Annotated in this window: 26 protein-coding genes; 7 read left to right on the top strand and 19 right to left on the bottom strand. The window is 68.0% G+C overall.

Annotated elements, in window-relative coordinates; all coding sequences use genetic code 11:
* Nucleotides 1-70 precede the first annotated feature (70 nt).
* The 3 genes from pdxH to ACRYRV_RS16485 form a co-directional block, all read right to left on the bottom strand.
* Nucleotides 71-712 carry a pyridoxamine 5'-phosphate oxidase gene (gene pdxH / locus ACRYRV_RS16495; RefSeq protein ID WP_253451811.1) on the bottom strand — a complete coding sequence of 214 codons (642 nt, stop codon included), beginning with the start codon at nucleotides 710-712 and terminating at the stop codon, nucleotides 71-73.
* 87 nt (nucleotides 713-799) lie between these two features.
* Nucleotides 800-1147 (bottom strand): branched-chain amino acid transporter permease, encoded by a 348-nt coding sequence (locus ACRYRV_RS16490; protein ID WP_444984438.1) that lies wholly within the window; start codon nucleotides 1145-1147, stop codon nucleotides 800-802.
* Complete coding sequence (locus ACRYRV_RS16485; protein ID WP_444984439.1) at nucleotides 1144-1845, bottom strand: AzlC family ABC transporter permease; 702 nt, start codon at nucleotides 1843-1845, stop codon at nucleotides 1144-1146. Before ACRYRV_RS16485 ends, ACRYRV_RS16490 begins: the two co-directional genes overlap by 4 nt.
* A gap of 125 nt (nucleotides 1846-1970) precedes the next feature.
* Between ACRYRV_RS16485 and ACRYRV_RS16480 the strand changes: the two genes are divergently transcribed.
* A complete protein-coding gene (locus tag ACRYRV_RS16480) occupies nucleotides 1971-2654 on the top strand; it encodes a cytochrome b/b6 domain-containing protein (protein WP_309636322.1) in 684 nt (227 codons plus the stop codon).
* A gap of 91 nt (nucleotides 2655-2745) precedes the next feature.
* On the opposite strand, the gene ACRYRV_RS16475 is transcribed toward ACRYRV_RS16480, so the two are convergent.
* From ACRYRV_RS16475 to ACRYRV_RS16455, 5 genes are all read right to left on the bottom strand, one after another.
* Nucleotides 2746-3222: a c-type cytochrome gene (locus ACRYRV_RS16475; protein WP_444984440.1), complete on the bottom strand. Its 477-nt coding sequence runs from the start codon at nucleotides 3220-3222 to the stop codon at nucleotides 2746-2748.
* Nucleotides 3223-3293: 71 nt separating this feature from the next.
* Nucleotides 3294-3704 (bottom strand): DUF2069 domain-containing protein, encoded by a 411-nt coding sequence (locus ACRYRV_RS16470; RefSeq protein ID WP_444984441.1) that lies wholly within the window; start codon nucleotides 3702-3704, stop codon nucleotides 3294-3296.
* Nucleotides 3701-4336, bottom strand: coding sequence for an NAD(P)H:quinone oxidoreductase (gene wrbA, locus ACRYRV_RS16465; protein ID WP_309636326.1), 636 nt, complete (start codon nucleotides 4334-4336; stop codon nucleotides 3701-3703). Before wrbA ends, ACRYRV_RS16470 begins: the two co-directional genes overlap by 4 nt.
* Before the next feature lie 47 nt (nucleotides 4337-4383).
* Nucleotides 4384-4734, bottom strand: a complete 351-nt coding sequence (gene arsC / locus ACRYRV_RS16460; protein WP_309636327.1) for an arsenate reductase (glutaredoxin) — start codon at nucleotides 4732-4734, stop codon at nucleotides 4384-4386.
* Nucleotides 4735-4808: 74 nt separating this feature from the next.
* Nucleotides 4809-5252, bottom strand: a complete 444-nt coding sequence (locus ACRYRV_RS16455) for a gamma-glutamylcyclotransferase family protein (protein ID WP_444984442.1) — start codon at nucleotides 5250-5252, stop codon at nucleotides 4809-4811.
* A 134-nt stretch (nucleotides 5253-5386) separates the two neighbouring features.
* On the opposite strand from ACRYRV_RS16455, the gene smrA reads away from it, so the two are divergent.
* Nucleotides 5387-5980 (top strand): DNA endonuclease SmrA, encoded by a 594-nt coding sequence (gene smrA, locus ACRYRV_RS16450; RefSeq protein WP_444984443.1) that lies wholly within the window; start codon nucleotides 5387-5389, stop codon nucleotides 5978-5980.
* A gap of 282 nt (nucleotides 5981-6262) precedes the next feature.
* Here the strand turns inward: smrA and ACRYRV_RS16445 are convergent, their stop codons facing one another.
* The 4 genes from ACRYRV_RS16445 to metH all read right to left on the bottom strand — a co-directional run bounded on the left by ACRYRV_RS16445 (nucleotide 6263) and on the right by metH (nucleotide 13666).
* On the bottom strand, nucleotides 6263-6811 hold the full coding sequence (locus tag ACRYRV_RS16445; protein WP_444984444.1) for a DUF934 domain-containing protein: 549 nt from the start codon (nucleotides 6809-6811) through the stop codon (nucleotides 6263-6265).
* Complete coding sequence (locus ACRYRV_RS16440; RefSeq protein WP_444984445.1) at nucleotides 6804-8456, bottom strand: nitrite/sulfite reductase; 1653 nt, start codon at nucleotides 8454-8456, stop codon at nucleotides 6804-6806. The genes ACRYRV_RS16445 and ACRYRV_RS16440 overlap by 8 nt, the downstream gene beginning before the upstream one ends.
* Before the next feature lie 124 nt (nucleotides 8457-8580).
* The gene (locus ACRYRV_RS16435) at nucleotides 8581-9909 is read right to left on the bottom strand and encodes an MATE family efflux transporter (protein WP_444986257.1); all 1329 of its coding nucleotides are present in this window, start codon (nucleotides 9907-9909) and stop codon (nucleotides 8581-8583) included.
* A gap of 55 nt (nucleotides 9910-9964) precedes the next feature.
* The gene (metH, locus tag ACRYRV_RS16430; protein ID WP_444984446.1) at nucleotides 9965-13666 is read right to left on the bottom strand and encodes a methionine synthase; all 3702 of its coding nucleotides are present in this window, start codon (nucleotides 13664-13666) and stop codon (nucleotides 9965-9967) included.
* A gap of 270 nt (nucleotides 13667-13936) precedes the next feature.
* Between metH and nfuA the strand changes: the two genes are divergently transcribed.
* Nucleotides 13937-14527 (top strand): Fe-S biogenesis protein NfuA, encoded by a 591-nt coding sequence (gene nfuA / locus ACRYRV_RS16425; protein WP_253451853.1) that lies wholly within the window; start codon nucleotides 13937-13939, stop codon nucleotides 14525-14527.
* Nucleotides 14528-14558: 31 nt separating this feature from the next.
* Here nfuA and ACRYRV_RS16420 read toward each other — a convergent pair whose 3' ends face one another.
* Nucleotides 14559-15587 carry a DNA-binding protein gene (locus ACRYRV_RS16420; RefSeq protein WP_253451856.1) on the bottom strand — a complete coding sequence of 343 codons (1029 nt, stop codon included), beginning with the start codon at nucleotides 15585-15587 and terminating at the stop codon, nucleotides 14559-14561.
* A 282-nt stretch (nucleotides 15588-15869) separates the two neighbouring features.
* On the opposite strand from ACRYRV_RS16420, the gene ACRYRV_RS16415 reads away from it, so the two are divergent.
* The 4 genes from ACRYRV_RS16415 to ACRYRV_RS16400 are packed head-to-tail and all read left to right on the top strand — an operon-like array spanning nucleotide 15870 to nucleotide 18196.
* A complete protein-coding gene (locus ACRYRV_RS16415; RefSeq protein ID WP_444984447.1) occupies nucleotides 15870-17036 on the top strand; it encodes a tyrosine-type recombinase/integrase in 1167 nt (388 codons plus the stop codon).
* 24 nt (nucleotides 17037-17060) lie between these two features.
* Nucleotides 17061-17357 (top strand): type II toxin-antitoxin system HigB family toxin, encoded by a 297-nt coding sequence (locus tag ACRYRV_RS16410; protein WP_253451861.1) that lies wholly within the window; start codon nucleotides 17061-17063, stop codon nucleotides 17355-17357.
* Nucleotides 17357-17743 (top strand): helix-turn-helix domain-containing protein, encoded by a 387-nt coding sequence (locus ACRYRV_RS16405; protein WP_444984448.1) that lies wholly within the window; start codon nucleotides 17357-17359, stop codon nucleotides 17741-17743. The genes ACRYRV_RS16410 and ACRYRV_RS16405 overlap by 1 nt, the downstream gene beginning before the upstream one ends.
* Nucleotides 17744-17770: 27 nt before the next feature.
* Nucleotides 17771-18196, top strand: coding sequence for a SufE family protein (locus tag ACRYRV_RS16400; RefSeq protein WP_253451867.1), 426 nt, complete (start codon nucleotides 17771-17773; stop codon nucleotides 18194-18196).
* Between the two features lie 134 nt (nucleotides 18197-18330).
* Here the strand turns inward: ACRYRV_RS16400 and yidD are convergent, their stop codons facing one another.
* The 6 genes from yidD to ACRYRV_RS16370 all read right to left on the bottom strand — a co-directional run bounded on the left by yidD (nucleotide 18331) and on the right by ACRYRV_RS16370 (nucleotide 23086).
* Nucleotides 18331-18666 carry a membrane protein insertion efficiency factor YidD gene (yidD, locus tag ACRYRV_RS16395; RefSeq protein WP_444984449.1) on the bottom strand — a complete coding sequence of 112 codons (336 nt, stop codon included), beginning with the start codon at nucleotides 18664-18666 and terminating at the stop codon, nucleotides 18331-18333.
* A 10-nt stretch (nucleotides 18667-18676) separates the two neighbouring features.
* A complete protein-coding gene (hisI, locus tag ACRYRV_RS16390) occupies nucleotides 18677-19117 on the bottom strand; it encodes a phosphoribosyl-AMP cyclohydrolase (protein ID WP_444984450.1) in 441 nt (146 codons plus the stop codon).
* A 63-nt stretch (nucleotides 19118-19180) separates the two neighbouring features.
* Entirely contained in the window at nucleotides 19181-19624 is a 444-nt protein-coding gene (locus ACRYRV_RS16385) for a transcriptional repressor (RefSeq protein WP_309636337.1), read from the bottom strand.
* A gap of 67 nt (nucleotides 19625-19691) precedes the next feature.
* Nucleotides 19692-20681 carry an alpha-L-glutamate ligase-like protein gene (locus tag ACRYRV_RS16380; protein ID WP_309636338.1) on the bottom strand — a complete coding sequence of 330 codons (990 nt, stop codon included), beginning with the start codon at nucleotides 20679-20681 and terminating at the stop codon, nucleotides 19692-19694.
* A 3-nt stretch (nucleotides 20682-20684) separates the two neighbouring features.
* A complete protein-coding gene (locus ACRYRV_RS16375) occupies nucleotides 20685-22190 on the bottom strand; it encodes a UUP1 family membrane protein (RefSeq protein WP_253451881.1) in 1506 nt (501 codons plus the stop codon).
* Nucleotides 22191-22240: 50 nt separating this feature from the next.
* Entirely contained in the window at nucleotides 22241-23086 is an 846-nt protein-coding gene (locus ACRYRV_RS16370) for an ATP-dependent zinc protease family protein (protein WP_309636340.1), read from the bottom strand.
* Between the last annotated feature and the right edge of the window lie 299 nt (nucleotides 23087-23385).

Below are 23385 nucleotides of genomic sequence, written 5' to 3'. Positions count from 1 at the left end.
GCCCGAAACGACAAGGGCCCCCGCCGGCGGCGGGGGCCCTCGTGCATCCGGTAACCGGGGCTGGGGGGGGTCAGGGCGCCATGCGGAAGTGCTGCCACTGGCCGTCGCGCTGCTCGTAGCGAATGCGGTCGTGCAGGCGGCTGGGCTGGCCCTGCCAGAACTCGATCATGGTGGGCAGAACCCGGTAGCCGCCCCAGTGCACCGGCCTCGGAATCTCCTGGCCCTCATAGGCCTGTTCGAATCGGCTCTGGCGCTCCTCGATCCAGGTGCGGTCGGGAATCACCACGCTCTGGGTGGCGATCCAGGCGCCCAGCTGGCTGGCCCGCGGGCGGCTCGAGAAGTAGGCGTCGGACTCCTCGGCGCTGACCTGCTCGACGCTGCCCTCGATGCGTACCTGGCGCGCCAGGGAGGGCCACCAGAAGACCAGGGCCGCGTGGGGCACATTGGTCAGCTCGCTGCCCTTGTGGCTGTGGTAGTTGGTATAGAACACCAGCCCCTGCTCATCGACGCCCTTGAGCAGCACCACCCGGGCGTGGGGCAGCCCCTGGCTGTCCACGGTGGCGAGCGTCATGGCGTTGCCGTCGTCACCCTCGCTCTCGAGGGCCAGGGCCAGCCACTCCTCGAACAGCGGCAGCGGGTTCTCCACGGCCAGGGATTCGTCGAGCCGGCCGCCTTCATAGTCGCGCCGGATATCGGCGATATTGCGTGTCATGGCGTTCTCCTCACGGTTTCCTGCATGTTCGCTTCTCTGCGTCCCCAGCTCAACCGTTCTGTGCCCGCCCGAGCGAGATTTATGGGGTCACAGCGCCCAGCCCAACTGCACCATCGCCATATAGGCCCCGGTGCCGCCAAGGATGGAGACCAGGGCATTGCGACGCCACAGATGGAGCACCACCACGACCAGTGAGGCCAGGATCATCGGCCAGCCGTTGGCGCTGGCATTGAGCTGCCCCTCCGCCAGGGGGCGGAAGTCGCGCAGGGCATAGATCACCAGGATCATCATCACCGTGGGCGGCAGGTAGCGCCCCAGGTGCAGAATCAGCGGATGCTCGGCCTGGCGCGCCAGGGCCACGAAGGGAATCACCCGGGTGGCGAAGGTGGCCAGGGCGCAGACGGCAATGAAGATCAGCAGGGTAGCGTGGCTCATGATCGACTCTCCCGGGGGGCGTTACGATGCAGCCGATAGTGGCCGAGCAGCACCAGGCTCGCCGCCCCGATGGCCCCCAGCAGCAGGTGGCGGTCCGGGAGCAGCAGCAGGGCGCCGAGGCCCGTGGCCAGGGCGATGGCGAAGGGGAGCCCCTGACGCAGCCGGCGGGCCTGCTCCAGGGTCAGCACGATGAACAGGGCGGTGAGGGCAAACTCGATGCCCCGACTGTCGAACGCAAGCGTCGTGCCGATCAGGGCACCGGCCAGGGAGCCCAGCACCCACCAGCCCTGATTGAGCAGGCCGATGCGCAGCGCCAGGGCGTGGTCCCGGGCGCGCTCGGGGGGCAGGGTGGTGAGCAGGGAGTAGGTCTCGTCGGTGAGCGAGAAGATCAGGTAGGGCTTGCGCCAACCGGCCCCCTGGAAACGCTTGAGCAGCGAAAGCCCGTAGAAGAGGTGGCGGGAGTTGAGCATCAGGGTCGCCACGGCCAGCTCCACCAGGCCGGCCCCGGCCGCCAGCAGCGCCACTGCCAGGAACTGGCCGGCGCCGGCATAGATCAGCAGAGACATCAGCAGGGCCGCCCAGACGGGAATGCCGACTTCGACGGCGAGAATACCAAAGGCGGCTCCCAGGGGCAGGTAGCCAAACATGACCGGCAGGGTCAGGGTGCCGGCCTCGCGCCAGGCGTTCGAGGAAGACAAGAGGTAGACTCCTTGGGTGTCCCCACGGCGGTGGGGGATGTCCATGAAGCCGATCATGGTATGCGAAATCTTCGGGATTGACAGCCCGGAGCCAGAGAATCTTCTGCAAATTGCAAGGAGGCAAGATGACACGACTAAGGGTATGGGATGTTCCGGTGCGACTCTTCCACTGGGGCATGGTCGGGGCGGTGGCCCTGGCCTTCTACACCATGAAGACACCGGGCTACCCCTTCATCTTTCCCATCGACATCCACGCCAGGGCGGGCTATGTGCTGGTCGGCCTGCTGCTGTTCCGTTGGCTCTGGGGCCTGGTGGGCAGCTATCACGCCCGCTTCACCAGCTTCCTTCACCCCCCGACGACCCTCTTCGACTACGCCAGGCGGCTTCTCGGCGGCCGGCCTCCGTCCTATGCCGGGCACAACCCGCTGGGCGGCATCATGGTGGTGGTGATGATGCTCTCGCTCTCCTTCCAGGTGATCAGCGGACTCTTCCTGACCGACGATATCTTCTTCAATGCGCCGCTCCACGGCCTGGTGGACCGCGGGACCGCCCGTACCCTGGCCTCGCTGCACCACCTCAATGCCAACCTGCTGATGGTGCTGATCGCCGGTCACCTGCTGGCCCTGGTGGTGCACCGCCTCAAGGGAGAGCGTCTGGTGGGCGCCATGTTTACCGGGCGCAAACCGCTGGAGGGCGCCCCGGAGGATGCGCCGGCCGAAGGGGCTGCCCGGCGCCTGGCCAGCCCCTGGCTGGCCCTGGTGGCGGTACTGATCGCCGTCCTGCCGGTGCTCTGGCTCTGGAACGCCTAGCCGCGCTCCTGGGAGCGGAGGCACCAAAAGCAGCGGGGCGGCCCAAGGGCCGCCCCGCTGCGTTCACGCTTGTTGAGGGCTCGAGCCGGCCTCAGTTGTCGCGATAGTTGTCGTGACAGCCACGGCAGGTGTTGACCACGGTGCCCATCTGGCGACGCAGGGCGCTGAACTCCTCGCCGTCGTTGGCCATCCGCGCCAGGGTGGCGGTCTCTTCACCGAGGGTCTCGGCCCTGGACGTGAAGTCGTCGCGGTTATCACGGATGCCGGCCATGGCATCGGTCTCGATGCCGTGGTCGTCTCCCTGCAGGCTGCCCTCGATAAAGGCCTCCCAGGGCAGGTGAGCCAGTGCCGCCAGGTTGTTGGCGCGCAGCGCGAACTCCTCGGCGTCATAGTCGATATTGCCCTGGACCATGTCGCCGAGGGGACCGGTCTGGAAGGCCATCACGCGCAGGGCGTCCTGGCGGTACTCGATGGCCTTGTCCACGTCCAGCGCCTGGGCGGAAGCGGAGGCGAAGAGGGCAGCCGTCAGGCCAAGGCCGGCGAGCAGGGGGCGGAACGTCACGGTCATCACGATCTCCTTTCGTTGTGGTTCATCTGCTTGAGCCAGGTCAAGCCCTGCAAGCGTAGCACGCGCTTGGGCTAGGCGCCGTCACCAGTGGCGGCCGCCCGCAGCTGGCGGCTGCGAAAGCGGGCGTAGAGGGTGCAGCCGGCGAAGAGGGTCAGCGAGCAGAGGGCGATCAGCAGACCCAGCCAGCCAACCCCGGGAAGGATGGCGACATTCACCCCGATCATGAAGTAGAGCAGGCTGACAAAGGCGAGCCAGGCGTGGCCCCGGGCGCGCTGGCCGAGCAGCGATGGCAGGAAGAGCAGCAGCGGCAGCAGGAAGGCCAGCATGGGGCGCAGGTTGCCGCTCTCGCCGCGTAGGATAAGGCCCCAGACCACCAGGGCCAGGGCCAGGGTCGCATAGCTTCCCAGCACCCAGCGCCGGGAGCGGGCGGTCAGATGGTCGAGCCCGCGCTGCGCCTCGAACTCCTCAAGCCAGCGCCTCATGACGGCTCTCCCTCGAGGCGGCCAAGCGCCAGGGCCAGGCGTGCCAGGCGGCGCCCCTGGGCCCGAGAGAGCTGTCGCTCATGGTCGTCCAGGGGCCGGTCGCTGCGCTTGCCGGCCAGGTGACTGGCGCCATAGGGAGTGCCGCCGCTGGCGGTCTCCATCAGCTCGATCTCGCTGTAGGGAAGGCCGGCATAGAGCATGCCGTGGTGCAGCAGCGGCACCAGCATGGTCAGCAGGGTGCTCTCCTGCCCCCCGTGCAGGCTGGAGGTGGAGGTGAAGGCGGTAGCGGGCTTGTCGATCAGGGCTCCGCCCAGCCATAGCTCGCTGGTGCCGTCCAGGAAGTGCTTGAGGGGGGCGGCCATGTTCCCGAAACGGGTGGGGCTGCCGATGGCAAGTCCCGAGCAGTGGCGCAGGTCATCGAGGCTGGCGTAGACCGCACCCTCGGCAGGAATCTCCGGATCCACCGCCTCGCAGGTGGGGGAGACCGGTGGCACGGTGCGCAGCCGCGCCTCGATGCCGCGCACCGATTCGACACCGGCGGCGATCTGTTCGGCCATGGCGCGGGTGGCCCCGTGGCGGGAGTAGTAGAGGATCAGCACATAGGGCAGCGGTCGGGGGGAAGTGGCACTCATGGGGGCTCCGGGCCGGGGACAAGAGGAAAAGCGGGAAGGGGGGCAGGTCAGGCCTCGAGCAGCGCCAGCACCTGCTCCGGCGGGCGGCCGATCACGGCACGTCGGCCATCATCGGCAACGGGGCGCTCCAGGAGCCTGGGATGAGCGAGGATGGCCGCCACTACCTGCTCGAGGTCAGCGGCATCGGCATCGAGCGCCTTCCACTCGGCTTCCTTGCGGCGTACCAGCGCCTCGAGGGGCCCCTCGAGGCGAGCGATCAGCCCGCGCAGCTCCGCCTCGTCGAGGGGCTGGTCCAGGTAGCGGCGCACCGTGACGGGGGCACCGTGCTCCTCCAGCAGCGCCAGGGCCTGGCGCGACTTGGAGCAGCGTGGATTATGCAACAGGGTGATGGGGGGCATGGCGGCTCCTTGCGGGCGGCATCTTCAGCCGCGAGATCTGAATGGCCGCTATTGTAGAAGGCCCCGCCCCCCGCTCACAACCGAGCCCCCTCCGGCGCCTCCTCCGGCAGGCGGCGGTAGCCCCAGGCCTCGGTGCCGTCGGCCAGCACCAGGCGCACCCGCTCGTAGCGGATGCCCAGGCGCTCGTAGCGGTCCAGACGCGCCAGCTCCTCGGCACTGACCGTGATCACCTCCCCCTCGACCCGCTCACCGGGCGCCTCCTCGAGGTCCAGGGCGCTGCGCCGGAAGTCCTCCAGCACGGCCGGTCGCGACTCCCCGGCCCGCCCGGTGACGACCCAGCGCACCAGCCCTGAGCGCAGGGTGCCGTAGACGAAGACCTCGTGGGGGCCTGCATCGATCTCGGGGAGGTGGTCGGGTCGGTCGTAGGTGAAGGGGCTGAGCATGGTCAGCCAGAGCCAGCCGGCCACGGCCAGCGGCAGGCCGATCAGGGTGACAAGCAGCAGGTGAAGGCGTCGCATGGGGGCTCCGTCGGCATGGAAAGGTCCATCCTGCCACGGCTATCGGCGCCTGCCGAGCCGGGCGCAGGGACGCCTTATCCCGCCCCCCGGGCTCTGCTAGGATAGAGCCTCCCTTGACGATCGGGAGGTGTGTCATGACTCAGTCGGCGCGTAGCGACCTCGACTTCCAGGCCCTGATGGGCGATGTGCGTCCACTCTCCCGGGGCGCCAACCGAGCCGACCCAGGCTATGGCCGGCGGGGCCCCAGCGAAGCCCAGCTGGCCCGGCGCGAGAGCGCCGCGGCAGAGGTGGAAGGGCACGGCTTTCTCTCCGATGACTTCGTCGACCTGGTGCCTCCCTTCGATCCGCTGGCCTTTCGTCGCGACGGCATCCAGCAGGGGGTGGTCGACCGCCTGCGCCACGGCGGCTATGCGGACCAGGCGCGCCTGCACCTGCTGCGCCGTCCGCTGGAGGAGTGCCGGCGAGCGCTTACGCCCTTCATCCACGAGGCCTTCGCCCACGACCTGCGCTCGGTGCTGATCGTCCACGGCCGCGGCCAGGCCATCGACAGCCCGCCCAATGTGCTGCGCTCCTACCTGGCCAAGTGGCTGCCCCAGTTTCCCGAGGTCCAGGCCTTCGTCTCCGCCCAGCCCTCCGACGGCGGCCTCGGCGCTACCTGGGTGATGCTGCGCAAGAGCGAGCGGGCCCGCGCGGCCAACCGCGAGCGGCAGCAGAAGCGGCGAGGGTAAACTCAGGAGTGCAGGCGGCATTACTGAATACGGCGCTGCAATCAGGCAAGGGCGCCGGGGGCAGGTCTGGAGGGGGTCTTTTTCCAGGGGTGAGGAGCATCGCTCCGAACGGGCTGGCCAAGGATGGCCAGCACCGGCCCTGCTAGCGGAGCAGGATGCGAGAGCGCCGCAGGGAAAAAGTAGCGTACAGGGAGGTATTTACAGCGCCCCCGAACAGGCCTGTCGCCGGAACAGCCCTTGCCGGGCCGACTAGGGTGCGACAGGCCTGCGGAGTGATGGTGCTCAGGCGTAGGCCGGGGCCTCCTGGCGGGGCAGGGCCCGTTCCCGCTCGCGGCGGCGAAACAGCGGCTCGGGCTGGCCCACGGCCGGCTGGTAGGCGCGGCTGAAGGCGCCCAGCGCCCGCTGGGCGTCCTCCAGCCACTGGTCCTCGCGAAGGGAGAGGCCGTCGAAGCCGCAGCGGGTCATGAAGTAGAGCTGGTCCACCAGCACATCCCCCACCGCGCGAATCTCCCCCCGGTAGCCGTAGCGCTCGCGGAGCAGGCGGGCCAGGCTGTAGCCGCGCCCATCGGTGAACTTCGGAAAGTCCACGGCGATCAGCGGCGCCTCGGCGAGGCGCTCGGCCAGGGCGTCGGTGAGCTCGGTGTCGGCCGAAAGCCAGGGCGCGCGGGCCGGGTTTTCCGCCTCCTCGAGCCAGGCGTCGAGGGGCAGGATGGCGGCGGCAGCGGCCGGTGCCGCGCCCTCCCGGACCAGGGTCCAGGTATCCGCGGCGGGCTGGCCGCGGAACAGATAGGGGCGTGACTCGGGGCGTGCGATGGGGGCTTGATCAGGCATAGACCCGCTCCTTGAAGGGTTTGAGGCCGATACGGCGGTAGGTGTCGAGGAAGGTCTCGCCGTCGCTGCGCTCACCGACGTAGACCTTGAGCAGGGTGTCGATCACTTCCGGGACCTTGTCGCGACTGAAGGAGGGGCCGAGGATCTTGCCCAGCGAGGCCTGGTTGCCCTGGGCGCCGCCCAGCGAGATCTGGTACCACTCCTCGCCCTTCTTGTCGACGCCGAGGATGCCGATCTGGCCCACATGGTGGTGGCCGCAGGCGTTCATGCAGCCGGAGATATTGAGCTCCAGGGGGCCGAGGTCGTACAGGAAGTCGAGGTCGTCGAAGCGCTCCTGGATGGCGTGGGCCACCGGGATCGACTTGGCGTTGGCCAGGCCGCAGTAGTCGCCGCCGGGGCAGCAGATCAGGTCGGCCAGGGTGCCCACGGTGGGGTTGGCCAGGCCGAGGGCCTGAAGCTCGTGCCAGAGCGACTCGATCCGGTCCACCGGGACGTCGGAGAGCACCAGGTTCTGCTCATGGGTGACGCGCAGCTCGCCGAAGCTGTACTCGTCGGCGAGGTCGGCGATCTGGTGCATCTGCTCGGCGGTCACGTCCCCCGGGGACTGGCCGGCGCGCTTGAGCGACAGGGTCACCGCCTTGTAGCCGGGCACCTTGTGGCCGGTGACGTTGTTGGTCACGAAGCGGGCGAAGGCGCGGTTCTCGCCGCGCAGCCGCTCGAAGGCGTCGATGGCCTCGGCGCTGACCGGCCGGCGCTCGGGGTCCACGAAGTGCTCGGCGACGCTCTCCACGGTCTGGCGCGTCAGGGTCTGGGGGCCATCCTTGAGATGGGCCCACTCCGCCTCCACCCGGCGGCGAAACTCCTCGATGCCCAGCGCCTTTACCAGGATCTTGATGCGCGCCTTGAACTTGTTGTCGCGGCGGCCGAACTGGTTGTAGACCCGCACCAGGGCCTCGAGGTAGGTGAGCAGGTGCTGCCAGGGCAGGTCCTCGCGGACCACGTCCGCGATCATCGGCGTGCGGCCCAGGCCGCCGCCGGCCAGCACCTTGACCCGCACCTCGCCGGCGTCGTCGCGCCACAGGCGCAGACCCACGTCGTGGACCTGGATGGCCGCGCGATCCTCGGCGGCGCCGGTCACCGCGATCTTGAACTTGCGCGGCAGGTAGGCGAACTCCGGATGGAAGGTGGACCACTGGCGAATCAGCTCGCACCAGGGGCGGGGGTCGACCTCTTCATCCTCGGCCACGCCGGCGAACTGGTCGGTGGTGGTGTTGCGGATATCGTTGCCGCTGGTCTGGATGGCGTGCATCTGCACGCTGGCAAGCTCCGCGAGCATGTCCGGCACGGTCTCGAGCTTCGGCCAGTTCAGCTGCAGGTTGGTGCGCGTGGTGAAGTGGCCGTAGCCGCGATCGTAGTCCCGGGCCAGGTCGCCCAGCTTGCGCAGCTGGTAGGAGGCGAGCATGCCGTAGGGGATGGCGATGCGCAGCATGGGTGCGTGACGCTGGACATAGAGCCCGTTCTGCACGCGCAGCGGGAGGAACTCCTCCTCGCTGAGGCGGCCGGCCAGATAGCGCTCCATCTGGTCGCGGAACTGGGCAACGCGTTCATTGACGAGGGTCTGGTCGTGGGTGTCGTAGCGATACATTCAGCCGTTCCTGCTGCAGTGAAGGGTGGCAGAGCCTGAAGGTGCACCATACGCGCCGGGCTTTATTCTTGGAAAGAATAAATGCTTATAGTTTTTATGCGAAAAGTAATTAGTCGAGCCGGGCCTAGATCTTGAGCGACTGCCAGCGCCGCCGCTGCCAGATCATGGCGAACCAGGCGGAGTTGAGGCAGCGGTAGCCCAGCTGCACCCACCAGATGCCCAGCAGCCCCTGCTCCAGGCCCACCCCGACCCACCAGGCCAGGGGCAGGAAGAGCAGCCACTGCAGGCCCAGCGTCGTGGTCATCACGGTGCGGTTGGCCCCGGCGCCCAGCAGCGCCTGGGCCAGCACCAGGGCAGCGGCGTCCAGCACGATCATCAGGGCGGTGAGCTGCAGGGGCAGCCGGCCCAGTTCGATCAGCGCCGGGTCATGGAGGAAGAGGCCGAGCACCAGCTCCGGAAAGAGCGCCATGGGCAGCGCCAGGGCCGCCAGGCAGAGCCAGGCCAGGTGCACCACCTCCCAGCCCCAGCGGTGGGCGTCCTGGTGGGCCGCCCGCCCCAGCGCCTGGCCCACCAGGCTCATGGCGGCCATGCCGAGCCCCACGCCGGGCAGGATCAGCAGCAGGGAGAGATTGACCAGCACATGGCCCACGGCGACGCTTCGGGTGTCGATCTGGCCCAGGATCCAGAACAGCACGGCGTAGCCGGCGGCGAACCAGAGCTGCTGAAAGGAGTGGGGCGTCGCCAGGCGCAGGGTGGTGGCGAACGTCTGCCGCCGGGGCAGGCCGCCAAGAAAGCCGCTGGATCGCGCATGGCGGGAGCTGAGCAGCGCCCAGATGCCGAGCCCAGCGAAGAGCGACAGGGTGGTGCCGGCGCCGGCGCCGGCGGGCCCCATGGCCGGCAGCCCGAAGTAGCCGAAGATCAGCGTCAGGCTGGCTGCCACGTTGATGGCGTGCATGGCAAGGATGATGCGCAGGTAGATGCCGGTCTGCTGGATGCCGTTCCAGTAGCCCCGGAAGCAGAAGATCATCGCCACCGCGATCAGCGAGACCACCCGCCAGCGAAAGTACTCTACCGCCACGGCGTTGACCGCCGGGTCCTGGTTGATCAGGGCCAGCAGGCGCGGCGCCTGCCACAGGCAGAGCAGGGTGATCGGCAGGGCGGTCGCCAGGGCGATCAGCAGGCCGGCGTTGAGCGGCACGGCGCGGCGCGCCCAGGCCTCCTCGCCGTGGCGCCGGGCGGTCTGGGCCTGGACCCCCGAGGAGAGCCCGAACACCAGGGCGGTGACCATGAACATCGCATAGCCGCCGATCCCTACGCCGGCCAGGGGCACCTCGCCCAGCGAGCCCACCATGGCGGCATCGATCAGGTTGATCAGGCTCTGGGAGAGCATGCCGGCGATGATCGGCAGGGCGAGGCGCAGGATCGTCTGGCGGCGAGTGGGCTCGGGCAGCATGGGGGTCCGTCGAGTCAGGGCCCGCATGGCGGGCCCCTGGGCGGCTGGCGACCGATCAGGCCGGGTCGTAGGAGAGCACCGGCGCCAGCCAGCGCTCCAGCTCTTCCAGGCGCATCGCCTTGCGCTCGGCCAGCGCCTCCACCTGGTCCCGGGTGATCTTGCCGGTGGCGAAGTACTTCGATTGCGGATGGGAGAAGTACCAGCCGGCCACCGCGGCGGCGGGCCACATGGCGAAGTTCTCGGTCAGCACCAGGCCGCTGTTCTCGGTGGCGTCGAGCAGGCGGAAGAGCGTGGCCTTCTCGGTGTGGTCCGGGCAGGCGGGGTAGCCGGGCGCCGGACGGATGCCCTGATACTTCTCGGCGATCAGCGCCTCGTTGTCCAGGGTCTCCTCGGGAACATAGCCCCAGAACTCCTTGCGCACCCGCTCGTGGAGGCGCTCGGCGAAGGCCTCGGCCAGGCGGTCGGTGAGGGCCTGAACCATTATGGCGTTGTAGTCGTCACCGGCAGCCTTGTACTGCTCGGCGAGCTCCTCGACGCCGTGACCGGCGGTGACCGCGAAGCCGCCGATCCAGTCCGGCTTGCCGCTCTCCTTCGGCGCGATGAAGTCGGCCAGGCTGTAGCAGACGCCGTCGCGGTTCTTGGTGGTCTGCTGACGGATATGGTGAAGCCGCTCGATCACCTCCTGGCGGGACTCGTCGGCATAGACCTCGATGACGTCGTCGTCGACGCTGTTGGCCGGCCAGAGGCCGATCACCCCCCGGGCCTGGATGCGCTGCTCGTCGATCAGCCTGGCGAGCATCGCCCGGGCATCCCGGAAGAGGTTGCGCGCCGCCTCGCCGACCACCTGGTCGTCGAGGATCTTCGGGTACTTGCCGGCGAGCTGCCAGCTCATGAAGAAGGGGGTCCAGTCGATGCGCTCGACCAGCTCCTCGAGGTCGTAGCCATCGAAGACCTGAAGGCCCGTGAAGGCCGGACGGGGGGGAGTGTAGCCCGCCCAGTCCACGCTGAACTTGCGGGCGCGCGCCTCGGCGTAGCTGAGGTCGGCGGCCTTGGGGCGGCGCTTGGCGTTGCGCTCGCGGACCTTCTCGTACTCGGCGCGGATCTCGGCGGTATAGGCCGGCTTGAGCTCGGCCGAGAGCAGCTTGCCCGCCACGCCCACGGCCCGGGAGGCATCGGCCACATAGATCACCGGATGCTCGTAGCCTGGCTCGATCTTCACCGCGGTGTGGGCCTTGGAGGTGGTGGCGCCACCGATCAGCAGCGGCAGTTCGAAGCCCTGGCGCTGCATCTCCTTGGCCACGTGGACCATCTCGTCCAGGGACGGAGTGATCAGCCCGGAGAGGCCGATGATATCGGCGTTCTCGGCCCTGGCCGTCTGCAGGATCTTCTCCGCGGGCACCATGACGCCGAGGTCGACCACATCATAGTTGTTGCACTGCAGGACCACGCCGACGATGTTCTTGCCGATATCGTGCACGTCGCCCTTGACCGTGGCCATGACGATCTTGCCCTTGGCCTGGGTTTCACCGCTCTTTTCCGCCTCGATGAAGGGGATCAGGTAGGCCACCGCCTGCTTCATGACCCGGGCCGACTTCACTACCTGGGGCAGGAACATCTTGCCGGCGCCAAAGAGGTCGCCGACCACGTTCATGCCGTCCATCAGCGGCCCCTCGATCACCTCGATGGGGCGCGCCGCCTCCTGGCGCGCCTGCTCGGTATCTTCCTCGATGTGGGCGGTGATCCCCTTGACCAGGGCGTGCTCGATGCGCTTGTTGACCGGCCAGGAGCGCCACTCCAGATCCTCCTTCTTGGCCGCACCGCCACCGTCGCCCTTGTACTTCTCGGCCAGGTCCACCAGCCGCTCGGTGCTGTCGGCGCGACGGTTCTGGACCACGTCCTCCACCGCCTCGCGCAGCTCCTCGGGCAGATCGTCGTAGACCGCCAGCTGGCCGGCGTTGACGATGCCCATGGTCAGCCCGGCGCGAATGGCGTGGTAGAGGAACACCGAGTGGATCGCCTCGCGCACCGGGTTATTGCCCCGGAAGGAGAAGGAGACGTTGGAGACGCCGCCGGAGACCAGGGCATGGGGCAGGTGCTCACGGATCCAGCGGGTGGCCTCGATGAAGTCCATCGCGTAGTTGTTGTGCTCCTCGATGCCGGTGGCGATGGCGAAGATGTTGGGGTCGAAGATGATGTCTTCCGGCGGGAAGTCCAGCTCATCCACCAGCAGGCGGTAGGCGCGCTCGCAGATCTCGGTCTTGCGGGCGAAGGTATCGGCCTGGCCGACCTCGTCGAAGGCCATGACCACCACGGCGGCACCGTGGCGCCGGCAGATGGTGGCCTGCTCGCGGAAGGCCGCCTCGCCCTCCTTGAGCGAGATGGAGTTGACCACCGCCTTGCCCTGCACGCACTTGAGCCCCGCCTCGATGATCTCCCACTTGGAGGAGTCGATCATGATCGGCACCCGGGCGATGTCGGGCTCGCCGGCGATCAGGTTCAGGAAGCGCACCATCGCCTCCTGGGACTCCAGCATCCCCTCGTCCATGTTGATGTCGATCACCTGGGCGCCGTTCTCTACCTGCTCCAGGGCCACCTCGAGCGCCGTGGTGAAGTCTTCCTCGACGATCAGACGCTTGAAGCGCGCCGAGCCGGTGACGTTGGTGCGCTCACCGACGTTGACGAACAGCGAGTCCGCCCCGATGTTGAACGGCTCCAGGCCAGACAGGCGGCAGGCCCGCGCAATCTCGGGCACCCGGCGAGGCGCCAGGCCCTCGATGGCGCGGCGGATGGCGGCGATATGCTCGGGCGTCGAGCCGCAGCAGCCGCCGATGATATTGACCAGGCCGCTTGCGGCGAACTCACCGACGATGGTCGCCATCTCTTCCGGGGTCTGGTCGTACTCGCCGAACTCGTTGGGCAGGCCGGCGTTGGGGTGGGCGGAGACGAAGGTATCCGCCTTGTTGGAGAGCTCCTCCACGTAGGGGCGCAGCTCCTCGGCCCCCAGGGCGCAGTTGAGACCCACCGCCAGGGGGCGGGCGTGGCGCACCGAGTTCCAGAAGGCCTCGGTGGTCTGGCCCGAGAGGGTGCGGCCGGAGGCGTCGGTGATGGTGCCGGAGATCATCACCGGCAGGCGCTCGCCGCGATCCTCGAAGAGCTCCTCCAGGGCGTAGATGGCCGCCTTGGCGTTGAGGGTATCGAAGATGGTCTCGATCAGGATCAGGTCGCTGCCGCCCTCGATCAGGGCCTCGGCCGCCTCATAGTAGTTCTCGCGCAGGGCATCGAAGGTGACGTTGCGCTTGGCGGGGTCATTGACGTCCGGGGAGAGCGAGGCGGTGCGCGAGGTGGGGCCCAGCACCCCGGCCACGTAGCGGGGCACCCCGGTGCGGGCGGCCACGTCATCGCAGGCCGCTCGCGCCAGGCGCGCCGCCTCGAGGTTGATCTCCGGCACCAGCGCCTCCATGCCGTAGTCAGCCTGGGAGAGACGGGTGCTGTTGAAGGTGTTGGTCTCGACGATGTCGGCCCCCGCCTCCAGGTACTCCCGGTGCAGGCGGGTGATCAGCTCGGGGCAGGTCAGCACCAGCAGGTCGTTGTTGCCCTTGAGGTCGGAGGGCCAGTCGGCGAAGCGCTCGCCGCGGAAGTCCGCTTCCGAGAGGCCCGCATTCTGAATCATGGTGCCCATGCCTCCATCGAGCATCAGGATGCGCTCGTTGAGGCTGTCGGTCAGGGAAGCGGTCTGGGCGGTGGGAAGGGCGGCCATGGTCAGGTCTTGTCTCCAGCGAAGTTCGCATCCGGGTGCAGGGCCGCACGGACGCCTGGTGGCGTCTTCTCACAGGGCGGCCCGGAATGGGGCGCTATGGTAACAAAAGCGCCGGGCCAGGGGCAGGCTGGGAGCGCAAAGACCCAGCAATTCACTCGGGATTGTCACTTGGCGTCCGCTGCCTTACCATATTCCCCATGCAAACCCTGACGCGCGACCTGCCAAGAGCAGCATGGGGCCGCGGTCCGAACAGCGAGAGATTCTATCAGCATGAGCCAGCCCATCGAGATCACCGATAGCGCCCAGGAGTACCTTGCCGAGCTGCTCGAGAAGCAGAACGTCGAGGGTATCGCCGTGCGTATCTTCATCACGCAGCCGGGCACCCCCTACGCGGAGACCTGCCTGGCCTACTGCCGCCCCGGGGAGGAGGAGCCCAGCGACGAGCGGCTCGACCTGCCCAAGCTTGGCGTCTACCTCGACAAGAACAGCCTGCCTTTCCTCGAGGAGGCCGTGGTCGACTTCAACAAGGATCGCATGGGCGGCCAGCTCACCATCAAGGCGCCCAACGCCAAGATGCCCAAGGTCAACGCCGACAGCCCCCTGGAGGATCGCGTCAACTATATCCTCTACAGCGAGATCAACCCGGGCCTGGCTGCCCACGGCGGCGAGATCAAGCTGATCGAGCTCACCGAGGAGAAGGTGGCGGTGCTGGCCTTCGGCGGCGGCTGCCAGGGCTGCGCCGCGGTGGACCTGACCCTCAAGGAGGGCGTCGAGAAGACCCTGATTGAGCGCATCCCGGAGCTGGCCGGCATTCGCGACGTGACCGACCATACGGACACCACCAACGCCTACTACCGCTAGGCTGGCCTGGCGGGCAAGATCCCGCCCTGGGCTATTTCTCCGAAGGCTCCGCTGCGGCGGGGCCTTCCTCGTTCCTGGCCTCCGCCGGCTCCTCACGGGCCGCCGGGGTCTGCCACAGGCAGCGGTGCAGCTGCTCCTCCAGGTTGCGAAGGCGCAACGCCTGCTCCTCGATGGTGCGCTTCTGCTCGTCGACCCGCGCCTGAAGCAGCGCCTGCTCGTGGCGCCGGGTGTCGGCGAGGGTCTCGGCCTGGCGGCGGGCCCAGTCGGTATCACGGTGCTTGCGCTCCTCCTCGACCAGCAGGCCGCGGGACTCCTGCAGCTGCTGCTCCAGGCGTGAGTGCCGCTTCTCCAGCTGGGCCTCCCGCGCCGCCGCGCTCTTCTCCTGGGCCTGGCGCTCCTGGCGCGCCTCGTCGAGCAGCCCCATCAGGCGGGCCTCGGCGCTCTCGTGGCGCTGCTCCTCCCGGGCCAGGCGCTCGCGCTGCTCGGCCTCCAGGGTGCCAAGGGCCTGCTGATGCTCCCGAGCCTGGCTGGCCATCTCGCCGCGAATACGCTCCAGGAGCCCCTCCAGCTCGGCGCGGCGACTCTCGAGGCGCCTGACCCGGCTATCGAGCTGGTCTCTCTCGGCTTCGCAGTGGGCCAGGGCGGCGCTGCGCTCCTCCAGGCGCTGCTCGGTGTGGGTCAGGTGGGCGGCCAGGGCCGCTTCGCGCTGTGAGGCGTCCTCTGCCTGGCGCCGCGCCTCGGCCACCCGCGCCTCCGCGGCCTCGACCCGGCCGTCTGCCTCCTCGCGATAGTGGGCCAGGGCGGCATTGGCGCTCTCCTCGGCTTTCTGCCACAGCGCTTCGGCCAGCTCCTGAAGTGCGGCCGGCATGCCGCGGGGCGGGGGGACGTCGCGATTCTCCTCCCGGCGGGTGCGCCACTCGCGCAGGTGCTCGCTGATGGTGGTGAAGCTTCCCGTGCCCAGCACCTCCCGCACCTTCTGCACGCTGGGCGACTCCCCCCTGGCCAGCAGGTCGTCGATGGCCCGCTGCACATCCTCGTACTGCACGCCGCTGCGCGCCATATCGCCTCTCCTCGTGTCGTTCCGGGCCCGCCGGGTGCCTCCCCGATGGCGGGAGCGCGGCGGCGGGGCTCGATGGGCGCAGCATATCCCGGCCAGGCCCGGAAGGGAAGGTTATTACATATTACGTATTATGTAATTTACGATACGATAGATGCAGATAAATCAAGATTACGCGGCTTATCTTGCTTTTCTTTCGGAATAGCGGGGATACTGGCTCGCTAGGGGCGAGGAGTGAGGAGTGAGGAGTGAGGAGTGAGGAGTGAGGAGTGAGGAGTGCGCAGAATGAACCGTGAGCCGGTGCCGACAAGCACCCTGCTTGACCGGGTAGATCAGCCAGTAGCCGGGCAGGGCGCCCATATCAGTGCAGGCAGCGACGCCGAAGCGGTGGCCCAGTGGCTAGTCGAATACCGTGCGAGCCCGCAAACGCAGCGCGCTTATCGCCGCGAGGCCGAGCGGCTGCTGCTCTGGCTGGCGGAGCAGGGGCTCGGGCTTGGCGAGGTACGCCGGGCGCATCTGGACGCCTTCGAGGCCTTTCTCGCCGACCCGCGACCTCGGGAGCGCTGGGTGGGGCCGCCCAGGCCCCGCCACGCCGACGACTGGCGCCCCTTTCGGGGGCCGCTGTCGCCGGCGAGCCGCCGTCAGTCCCTGGTCATCCTCCAGGGCCTCTATGCCTGGCTCGCCGAGGCGGGGTGGGTGGCCCACAACCCCTTCCGGCTGATGCGGGACAAGCGCCGGCGCCTGGATAACCGCCAAGCGCGCATCGAGCGCTACCTGGAGACCCCGCTCTGGGAGTGGCTATGGGCCTGGCTCGGCCGGCCGGTGGAGGAGGGCGCCTCGGCGCGGCAATGCTTCGAGTGGCAGCGCCGCCGCCTGGTCTTCGGCTTCGCTTACCTGCTGGCTCCGCGCATCAGCGAGATGAGCGCGGCGCGCATGGGCGACTTTCATCGCCGCGAGGGGCGCTGGTGGTGGCGGGTGACGGGGAAGGGCGACAAGCTGGCGGTGATTCCGGTGCCGCCAGACATGATGGCGCTGCTGGGCGACTGGCGCGAGAGCCTGGGGCTTGCCCGGGAACCGCTGCCAGATGATGCCACGCCGATGCTGCGCGCCCTGGATGGTCGGCGCGGTATCGGCGACAACCGGCTCTATCGGCTGATCCGCGAGGCGTTCGCGGAGGCGGCTACCGCCATGGAGGCGGAGCAGGGGGAGGCGGGCAGGCCAGGGCCGATGCGCCTGCGTCAGGCAACGCCCCACTGGCTGCGCCATACGGCGCTGACCCACCAGGCCCAGGCCGGCGTGGAGCTGCGCTACCTGGCCGCCACCGCCCGCCACGCGAGGCTAGACACCACGGCGCGCTACCTCCACGCGGAGGACGAGGCCTGGCACCGCCAGCAGGCGCGCCACGGCCTGATCGCCTCAATCCCCCTTGACTCCCAAGGTGGGAGCTCATAGGATTCTCCCAAAAAGGGAGGTTGCGTGAGAGTCATCGCGAAGCGCACGCTGAGGGAGTTCTGGGAACAGGGGTTCGAGGATGCCAGGACGCCGCTCACCGAATGGCACAACATGATGCTGAAGGCGTCCTGGCTGACGCCGCAAGAGCTGAAAGCCGAGGTTCGCACGGCAAGCATCCTCAAGGGAGGGCGTGTCGTATTCAACATCGGGGGCAACAAGTACCGCGTGATCGTATCGATACGCTACACCCAGCAGATCGCCTGGGTGCGCTTCGTGGGCACTCATGCCCAGTACGACAAGGTTGATGCGGAGACTATCTGATGAATATTCAGCCTATCCATGATGATGCCGATCTTGAACGCACCTTCGCCCGCATGGAGCAGCTCTGGGCCGCCGAAGATGGCACTCCGGAGGCCGATGAGCTGGAGGTGCTCTCTATCCTGATCGAGAAGTACGAGGATGAGCGCTATCCTATCGCCCCCTCGGATCCCATCGAAGCGATCAAGTTTCGTATGGAGCAGCAGGGTCTGACTCAGCGAGACCTCGAGCCCTATATCGGCTCGAGTGGCCGTGTGTCCGAGGTGCTTAATCGAAAGCGGAAGCTGAGCCTCAATATGATCAGGCGCCTGCATGAGGGGCTGAAAATTCCCTACGAGAGCCTGCTGGCAGAGCCCAAAGCGGACGCACACGGCACCCAGCCGATATAATCGCAGCCTTTACTACAAGGAGATCCCATGACGACCGAAGCCACCGCCGAGCAGGCGCAGCAGGCGCTGATCGAAGAGTTCGAGATGTTCGACAACTGGATGGACCGCTACCAGTACATCATCGACATGGGCAAGGCGCTGCCGGACTTTCCCGAGGCGTGGAAGCGCGACGAGCTGAAGATCCAGGGCTGCCAGTCCAACGTCTGGATGCGCCACGAGCGCCGCGGCGACGCCATCCACTTCGACGCCATCTCCGATGCCGCCATCGTCTCCGGCCTGATCGCCGTGCTGATGCGCATCTACAGCGACCGGCCCGCCGCCGAGATCCGCGACACCAGCCCCCACTTCCTGGCGGACCTGGGCCTCGACAAGCACCTCTCGCCGACCCGCAGCAACGGCCTGCACGCCATGCTCAAGCGCATCTACGAGGTGGCCGAGCAGGAGGCCGCCTGAGCCAAGAACCCGCTGCAATAATCATTTTTATAGAGCAGAGGCTAAAAATAATCGTTTTTTACGAGAGATAATCGTTTTGGCAAAGCTTGGGCCACGGAAACGGGCGACATAACCGAGCCGAGCCAAGGGGGGTGTCAGGCATCGTCGCGCGGGCGGAAGTTCTCGTCCAGCTCCGGGTCCTCGCGGCAGAGCCGTTCGCTGGGCCCGCCCGGCACCGGGTCGATGCCCCCCTCGCAGCCGGGGTGGCAGCGCGAGATGCGCCTAGCCGCCATCACCCCCCCCTTGAGCGGGCCGTGAACCTGGATCGCCTCGACGGTATAGCTCGAACAGCTGGGCCAGTAGCGGCAGCGCGGGCCGAGCAGGGGGCTCAGGGTGACCTGGTAGACCCTGACCAGGGCAATCATCAGCCAAGCCAAGGCCCGGCGCGCGAAGCGAACCAGGCGGGCCAGCCAGGCGGCGAGGCAGGGCATGCGTGACCTCCTAGCGCTTGGCGTAGAGGGTATCGGGGTCGATCAGCGGCGCCGAGGCGATGCGCGCGCTGTCCTCCTCCAGCGCCACGTAGAAGCAGCTGCGCCGGCCGGTATGGCAGGCGGGCCCGGTCTGCTCCACCTGCAGCAGCAGGGTGTCGCCGTCGCAGTCCAGGGCGGCGCGCTTCAGATGCTGCTGCTGCCCCGAACTCTCCCCCTTGCGCCACAGCTTGCCCCGGGAGCGTGACCAGTAGCAGACCCGCCCGGTGCGCAGGGTCTCCTCAAGCGACTCGCGATTCATCCAGGCCATCATCAGCACCTCACCCGAGTCGTGCTGCTGGGCGATGGCGGGCAGCAGGCCGTCGGCATTGAAGCGGGCGGCGTCAAGGATCTCGGTCAGCGGGTGGCGGCTGTCGCAGGGGGCCCGTTCCAGGGCCTTGAAGGTATCGCTCATGGGTCGGTCCGAGGGAAGTTGGTGGAGAAGGCAGTGACCTCCGGCCAGGGGAGGGCGACCGACTCAGGCGTCGGCGTGACACGCTTCGCAGTGGCCGAGCAGCTCGATGGTCTGGCGCTCCACCCGAAAGCCGAGGTCCCGGGCGCGACGCGACAGCTGGGCGTTGACGTCGTCCAGGTGCAGCTCCTCGACCCGCCCGCAGAGCCGGCAGATCAGCAGCTGGAAGCCGTGGGCGTGCTCCGGGCAGGGGCAGGCCACGTAGGCGTTCAGGGACTCGATGCGGTGTACCAGCCCCTGGTCGATCAGGAACTCCAGGGCGCGGTAGACGGTGGGCGGACGGGCAGAGGCATGCTCCTCGGCCAGGCGGTCGAGCAGGTCGTAGGCCTTCAGTCCGCCGGGGGCCTCGGCGATCATCTCCAGCACGCGGCGACGAATCGGGGTGAAGCGTACGCCGCGCTGCTGGCATTGCTGCGCGGCCTGATCGAGCAGCGCATGGGAGTCTGTCATCACAAGCCAGGTCGGTTGGGGTGGAGTGGGTATTCTACGCGCCCCCCGCCGCCGCGGCCAGCGGCGCTCAGACGGCGGCGGTCGCCGCCTCGGTAATCGCCTCCAGCTCGCTGCGGCGGGCGAAGTGCTGCTGAGCGAATGCCACTCGGGCTTCGGGAGAGGCTCCCTCCGGCTGTCGCTCGATAAGATCGAGGCGCCGGCGCAGCCCTTCGCCGTTGGCCATCTGGATGGCGAGCCCGGGGCGGGCGTTGAGCTCAAGCAGCATGGGACCCTGGTCGCGGTCGAGCACCATGTCGGTCCCCAGGTAGCCGAGCCCCGTCATCTCGTAGCAGCCGGCTGCCAGCAGCAGCAGGGTGCGCCAGTCCGGGATCTGCAGGCTGGCAAGCTCATGGCCGGTATCCGGGTGGTCGTGGCGGGTGCGGTCGAACTGCACGCCGCGAATGGCCGTGCCGGTGGCGATATCCAGGCCCACCCCCACGGCGCCCTGGTGAAGGTTGGCCTTGCCGTCGGAGGCCGCGGTGGAGAGGCGCATCATCGCCATCACCGGATAGCCCAGGAAGACGATGACCCGGATATCGGGCACCCCCTCGTAGGTGTACTCGGCGAGACGCTCATCGAAGTTGATCAGCGCCTCGATCACGGCCACGTCGGGGGAGCCGCCCAGGGAGTAGAGCCCCGAGAGGATATTGGAGGCGTGGCGCTCGACATCCTGCAGGGTGAGCCTGGCGCCGCTGGGCTTGACGAAGAAGCCTTCGGCCACGTGGTCGATCACCAGGATCCCCTTGCCGCCACTGCCCTTGGCGGGCTTGATCACGAAGCCGTCATGGCCGCGCAGCATCTCGTCGAGGTGCTTGACCCCGAACTGGGTGGTGACGGTGCCGATCAGCGCCGGCGTGGTAATGCCGTACTCCTGGGCCAGCAGCTTGGTCTTCAGCTTGTCGTCCACCAGCGGGTAGAGGCGCCGGTCGTTGTAGCGGCCGATATAGCGGATGTTGCGCCGGTTCATGCCGATGATGCCCTTGAGGCGCAGCTTGCCGGGGGAGGTCCAGTTGAGCATGGCCTAGTCCTCGGTGACCGGCTTGAAGCGGCGCAGCTCCAGCAGCCGATAGCCGGTGTAGTTGCCGGCCAGCAGGATCAGGCCCATCAGGATCATCTGCACCCCCAGGAAGTTGAAGGTGATATGGCGCACCCAGGGGTTATTCATGGCCAGGTAGGCGAGCACCGCGGTGAGCAGGCTGCCGCCGCCCTGGATCAGCACCTCCTTGGGACCTTCCTCCTCCCAGAGGATCGACATCCGTTCGATGGTCCAGGAGAGGATGATCATCGGGAAGAAGGTGATGGTCAGGCCCGCATTGAGCCCGAAGCGGTAGGAGAGCACCGAGAAGACCGAGATGATGGCGATGACCGTGATGATCACCGCCGACACTCGCGCGACCAGCAGCAGGTTGAGATAGGAGAGGTAGTTGCGTATCACCAGCCCCACCGCCACCACCAGCAGGAAGCCCACCAGGCCGGTAAGCAGGCTGGTCTGGATGAAGGCCAGGGCGATCAGCACCGGCATGAAGGTCCCGGAGGTCTTGATCCCCACCAGGATACGCAGCAGCACCACCACCAGGGCACCGATGGGGATCAGCAGGATGGTCTGGAAGAGCGCCTGCTCCTCCAGCGGCAGGCTGTGGATGGAGAAGTTGATCAGGGTGTCATCGGCCAGCTGGCTGCGCACGGCGGCAGCGGCCGGCTGATTGCGATTGAGCATGGAGAAGGTGACCCGGGAGTTGCTGCCCCCCTGGACCTCCAGCACCGCCTGGCCACTCGACTCCCAGAGCAGCAGGTTGTCCGGGCGGCCCTGCTCGCCGGTTGCGGGATTGAACAGCGCCCAGCGCTCGCCATCGAAGACCTGGACCCATTGGCTCAGGGTCTGGCGGCGGCGCCCATCCTCCAGCAGCAGTCCGCTCACTTCCCGGGCCGGCACGCCGGCCTGATTGAGCAGCCGGACCAGCAGCGGTCCGCGCTCGAACTGGGTCAGCAGCAGGCGGGCATTCTCGCCCTGGCGTTCGTCGCCGAAGTCCCGAATCAGCTCCCGGGCAAAGGTGAAGGCGTCGGCGCTGCGCCCCCAGGCGCGCTCGATGACCTGGGCGGAAGCGGTGTCATAGGGGCGCTCCCAGACGATATCCCGGCGCAGGCGCGGCGGCTCGACCCTGGGGGCCCGGGCATCCGGTGTGACCACCAGCTGAGTCGTATAGTAGAGCTGCTGGCTGCCGCTGGCCTCGCGGATCGACCACTGGGCCCGACGGGCACCATTCTCCTCGAGGAAGGCGAGGCCATAGCCCGGAGAGGCGGTGTGCTCGGTGAGCAGCCGGAACCCCTGCTGGGTGGAGGGCAGCGCCATGTCCACGAGCACCGGCTCGCCGCGGGCGTTGAAGTTGACGATGGCCTCGACCTCCCAGACCTCCCGCTGTTCGCCGGGCGTCCAGGGCACTTCGAGGGTGATGTGACGGTGCACGCTCAGGCCGATGCCGGTAACCAGCAGCAGGCCGACGAGCAGGTAGAAGGGCAGTCGTGACATGGGGCTTCCTTGGCGCAGTCAGGGAGAAGCGCAAGACCGGGGAGGGCGGCTCAGCGCTCCTCGTCGTCCCGGTCGTCTTCGTCCATGGCCGCCTCATCCGCTGGGCGGCCACCGGGGAACTCGGGGCGCTCGTGAAGATAGGTCTCGGCGACGTCGATCACGGCGATATCCATCAGGAAGCGCCGGCCGAGCAGCACCGGATAGTTGAGATGAGTACGATCGTTGAGGGTGAACTCCACCGGCTCGCGAATCGGACCCAGGGTCATCATCAGGGAGACCACCGGACGTGACTCCTCGCCGGAGGCCTGGACGATACGCACCCGGCGCTCCACAGGGGCCTCGATCCACTCCTCGCGAACGTCGTCCACCACCACGTCGTCGTCGGTCAGCCCCAGGCGGAAGCGCACCCAGTTGGCGCCGTCGCGCTCGAAGCGGGTGATCTCCTGGGCGGAGAGCGATGAGGTGTTGGCGCCGGAGTCGATGCGCGCCTTGAGGTAGGTGCCAACGTCGGGCAGCCCGATCCACTCGCTGCGGCCGACCACCGCCTTGTTGGCCAGGCCCAGCTCGTCGGCGGCGCACTCCTGGGTGATCACCAGCGGCTCGTTCTCGGCCTGGCTGTGCTCCAGGCGCTCGATATCGGCGCGCAGGTGACGCAGCAGGCTACCGACCTCGCGAACGTCGGCCACCAGCACCTCCTGGCGGCGGGAGTGGTCCGAGAGCGCGACCTGCTGCAGCTCGCAGCGTGCGGCCAGGTCGGCCTCCAGCTGATCCAGGCGCAGGGCAAACTCATCAGGCCCCAGCACCGGCTGAGGGTCGGCCGGACTGGTCGGCAGGGCGCAGCCGGCCAGCAGCAGGCCGAGGGAGAGGACTCCGGAGTACAGCAGAGGTCGGGACATGGGGTGAGGTCGTTCCTGGAATCGGTCGCGTGATGATAAGGAGTCGCCGGCGGCCTTGTCCAACCGGGGAGGGCCAAAGGGTGTGAAGATTCACGCCTCGGGGGTGAAAAAGTGTCACCGCCTGGTCTGACGATCCGGCGCGGGCCGCTTCTGCTACGGTCAATTTAACATAATATACATTATGCGAACTGCCGGGGACCAAGGAGGCGACAGCCGCGTTCCGGCGTTTTCGCTGGCCTGGGCACCATTACGGGGCTAGGATGCACAGTAACTCTACGAACCTTGTACGGATGATGACT

It is taken from the genome of Halomonas mongoliensis (genome assembly GCF_052496345.1).
The sequence above is the reverse complement of the archived record's forward strand: the minus strand, read 5'-3'. Positions and strand labels throughout refer to the sequence as shown.

What these genes read in the sequence shown, in the direction of transcription:
- pdxH (WP_253451811.1), bottom strand. Translation starts at nt 712, where the DNA reads ATGACACGCAATATCGCCGATATCCGGCGCGACTATGAAGGCGGCCGG.
- ACRYRV_RS16490 (WP_444984438.1), bottom strand. Translation starts at nt 1,147, where the DNA reads ATGAGCCACGCTACCCTGCTGATCTTCATTGCCGTCTGCGCCCTGGCC.
- ACRYRV_RS16480 (WP_309636322.1), top strand. Translation starts at nt 1,971, where the DNA reads ATGACACGACTAAGGGTATGGGATGTTCCGGTGCGACTCTTCCACTGG.
- ACRYRV_RS16475 (WP_444984440.1), bottom strand. Translation starts at nt 3,222, where the DNA reads ATGACCGTGACGTTCCGCCCCCTGCTCGCCGGCCTTGGCCTGACGGCT.
- ACRYRV_RS16470 (WP_444984441.1), bottom strand. Translation starts at nt 3,704, where the DNA reads ATGAGGCGCTGGCTTGAGGAGTTCGAGGCGCAGCGCGGGCTCGACCAT.
- wrbA (WP_309636326.1), bottom strand. Translation starts at nt 4,336, where the DNA reads ATGAGTGCCACTTCCCCCCGACCGCTGCCCTATGTGCTGATCCTCTAC.
- arsC (WP_309636327.1), bottom strand. Translation starts at nt 4,734, where the DNA reads ATGCCCCCCATCACCCTGTTGCATAATCCACGCTGCTCCAAGTCGCGC.
- ACRYRV_RS16455 (WP_444984442.1), bottom strand. Translation starts at nt 5,252, where the DNA reads ATGCGACGCCTTCACCTGCTGCTTGTCACCCTGATCGGCCTGCCGCTG.
- smrA (WP_444984443.1), top strand. Translation starts at nt 5,387, where the DNA reads ATGACTCAGTCGGCGCGTAGCGACCTCGACTTCCAGGCCCTGATGGGC.
- ACRYRV_RS16445 (WP_444984444.1), bottom strand. Translation starts at nt 6,811, where the DNA reads ATGCCTGATCAAGCCCCCATCGCACGCCCCGAGTCACGCCCCTATCTG.
- ACRYRV_RS16440 (WP_444984445.1), bottom strand. Translation starts at nt 8,456, where the DNA reads ATGTATCGCTACGACACCCACGACCAGACCCTCGTCAATGAACGCGTT.
- ACRYRV_RS16435 (WP_444986257.1), bottom strand. Translation starts at nt 9,909, where the DNA reads ATGCTGCCCGAGCCCACTCGCCGCCAGACGATCCTGCGCCTCGCCCTG.
- metH (WP_444984446.1), bottom strand. Translation starts at nt 13,666, where the DNA reads ATGGCCGCCCTTCCCACCGCCCAGACCGCTTCCCTGACCGACAGCCTC.
- nfuA (WP_253451853.1), top strand. Translation starts at nt 13,937, where the DNA reads ATGAGCCAGCCCATCGAGATCACCGATAGCGCCCAGGAGTACCTTGCC.
- ACRYRV_RS16420 (WP_253451856.1), bottom strand. Translation starts at nt 15,587, where the DNA reads ATGGCGCGCAGCGGCGTGCAGTACGAGGATGTGCAGCGGGCCATCGAC.
- ACRYRV_RS16415 (WP_444984447.1), top strand. Translation starts at nt 15,870, where the DNA reads ATGAACCGTGAGCCGGTGCCGACAAGCACCCTGCTTGACCGGGTAGAT.
- ACRYRV_RS16405 (WP_444984448.1), top strand. Translation starts at nt 17,357, where the DNA reads ATGAATATTCAGCCTATCCATGATGATGCCGATCTTGAACGCACCTTC.
- ACRYRV_RS16400 (WP_253451867.1), top strand. Translation starts at nt 17,771, where the DNA reads ATGACGACCGAAGCCACCGCCGAGCAGGCGCAGCAGGCGCTGATCGAA.
- yidD (WP_444984449.1), bottom strand. Translation starts at nt 18,666, where the DNA reads ATGCCCTGCCTCGCCGCCTGGCTGGCCCGCCTGGTTCGCTTCGCGCGC.
- hisI (WP_444984450.1), bottom strand. Translation starts at nt 19,117, where the DNA reads ATGAGCGATACCTTCAAGGCCCTGGAACGGGCCCCCTGCGACAGCCGC.
- ACRYRV_RS16385 (WP_309636337.1), bottom strand. Translation starts at nt 19,624, where the DNA reads ATGACAGACTCCCATGCGCTGCTCGATCAGGCCGCGCAGCAATGCCAG.
- ACRYRV_RS16380 (WP_309636338.1), bottom strand. Translation starts at nt 20,681, where the DNA reads ATGCTCAACTGGACCTCCCCCGGCAAGCTGCGCCTCAAGGGCATCATC.
- ACRYRV_RS16375 (WP_253451881.1), bottom strand. Translation starts at nt 22,190, where the DNA reads ATGTCACGACTGCCCTTCTACCTGCTCGTCGGCCTGCTGCTGGTTACC.
- ACRYRV_RS16370 (WP_309636340.1), bottom strand. Translation starts at nt 23,086, where the DNA reads ATGTCCCGACCTCTGCTGTACTCCGGAGTCCTCTCCCTCGGCCTGCTG.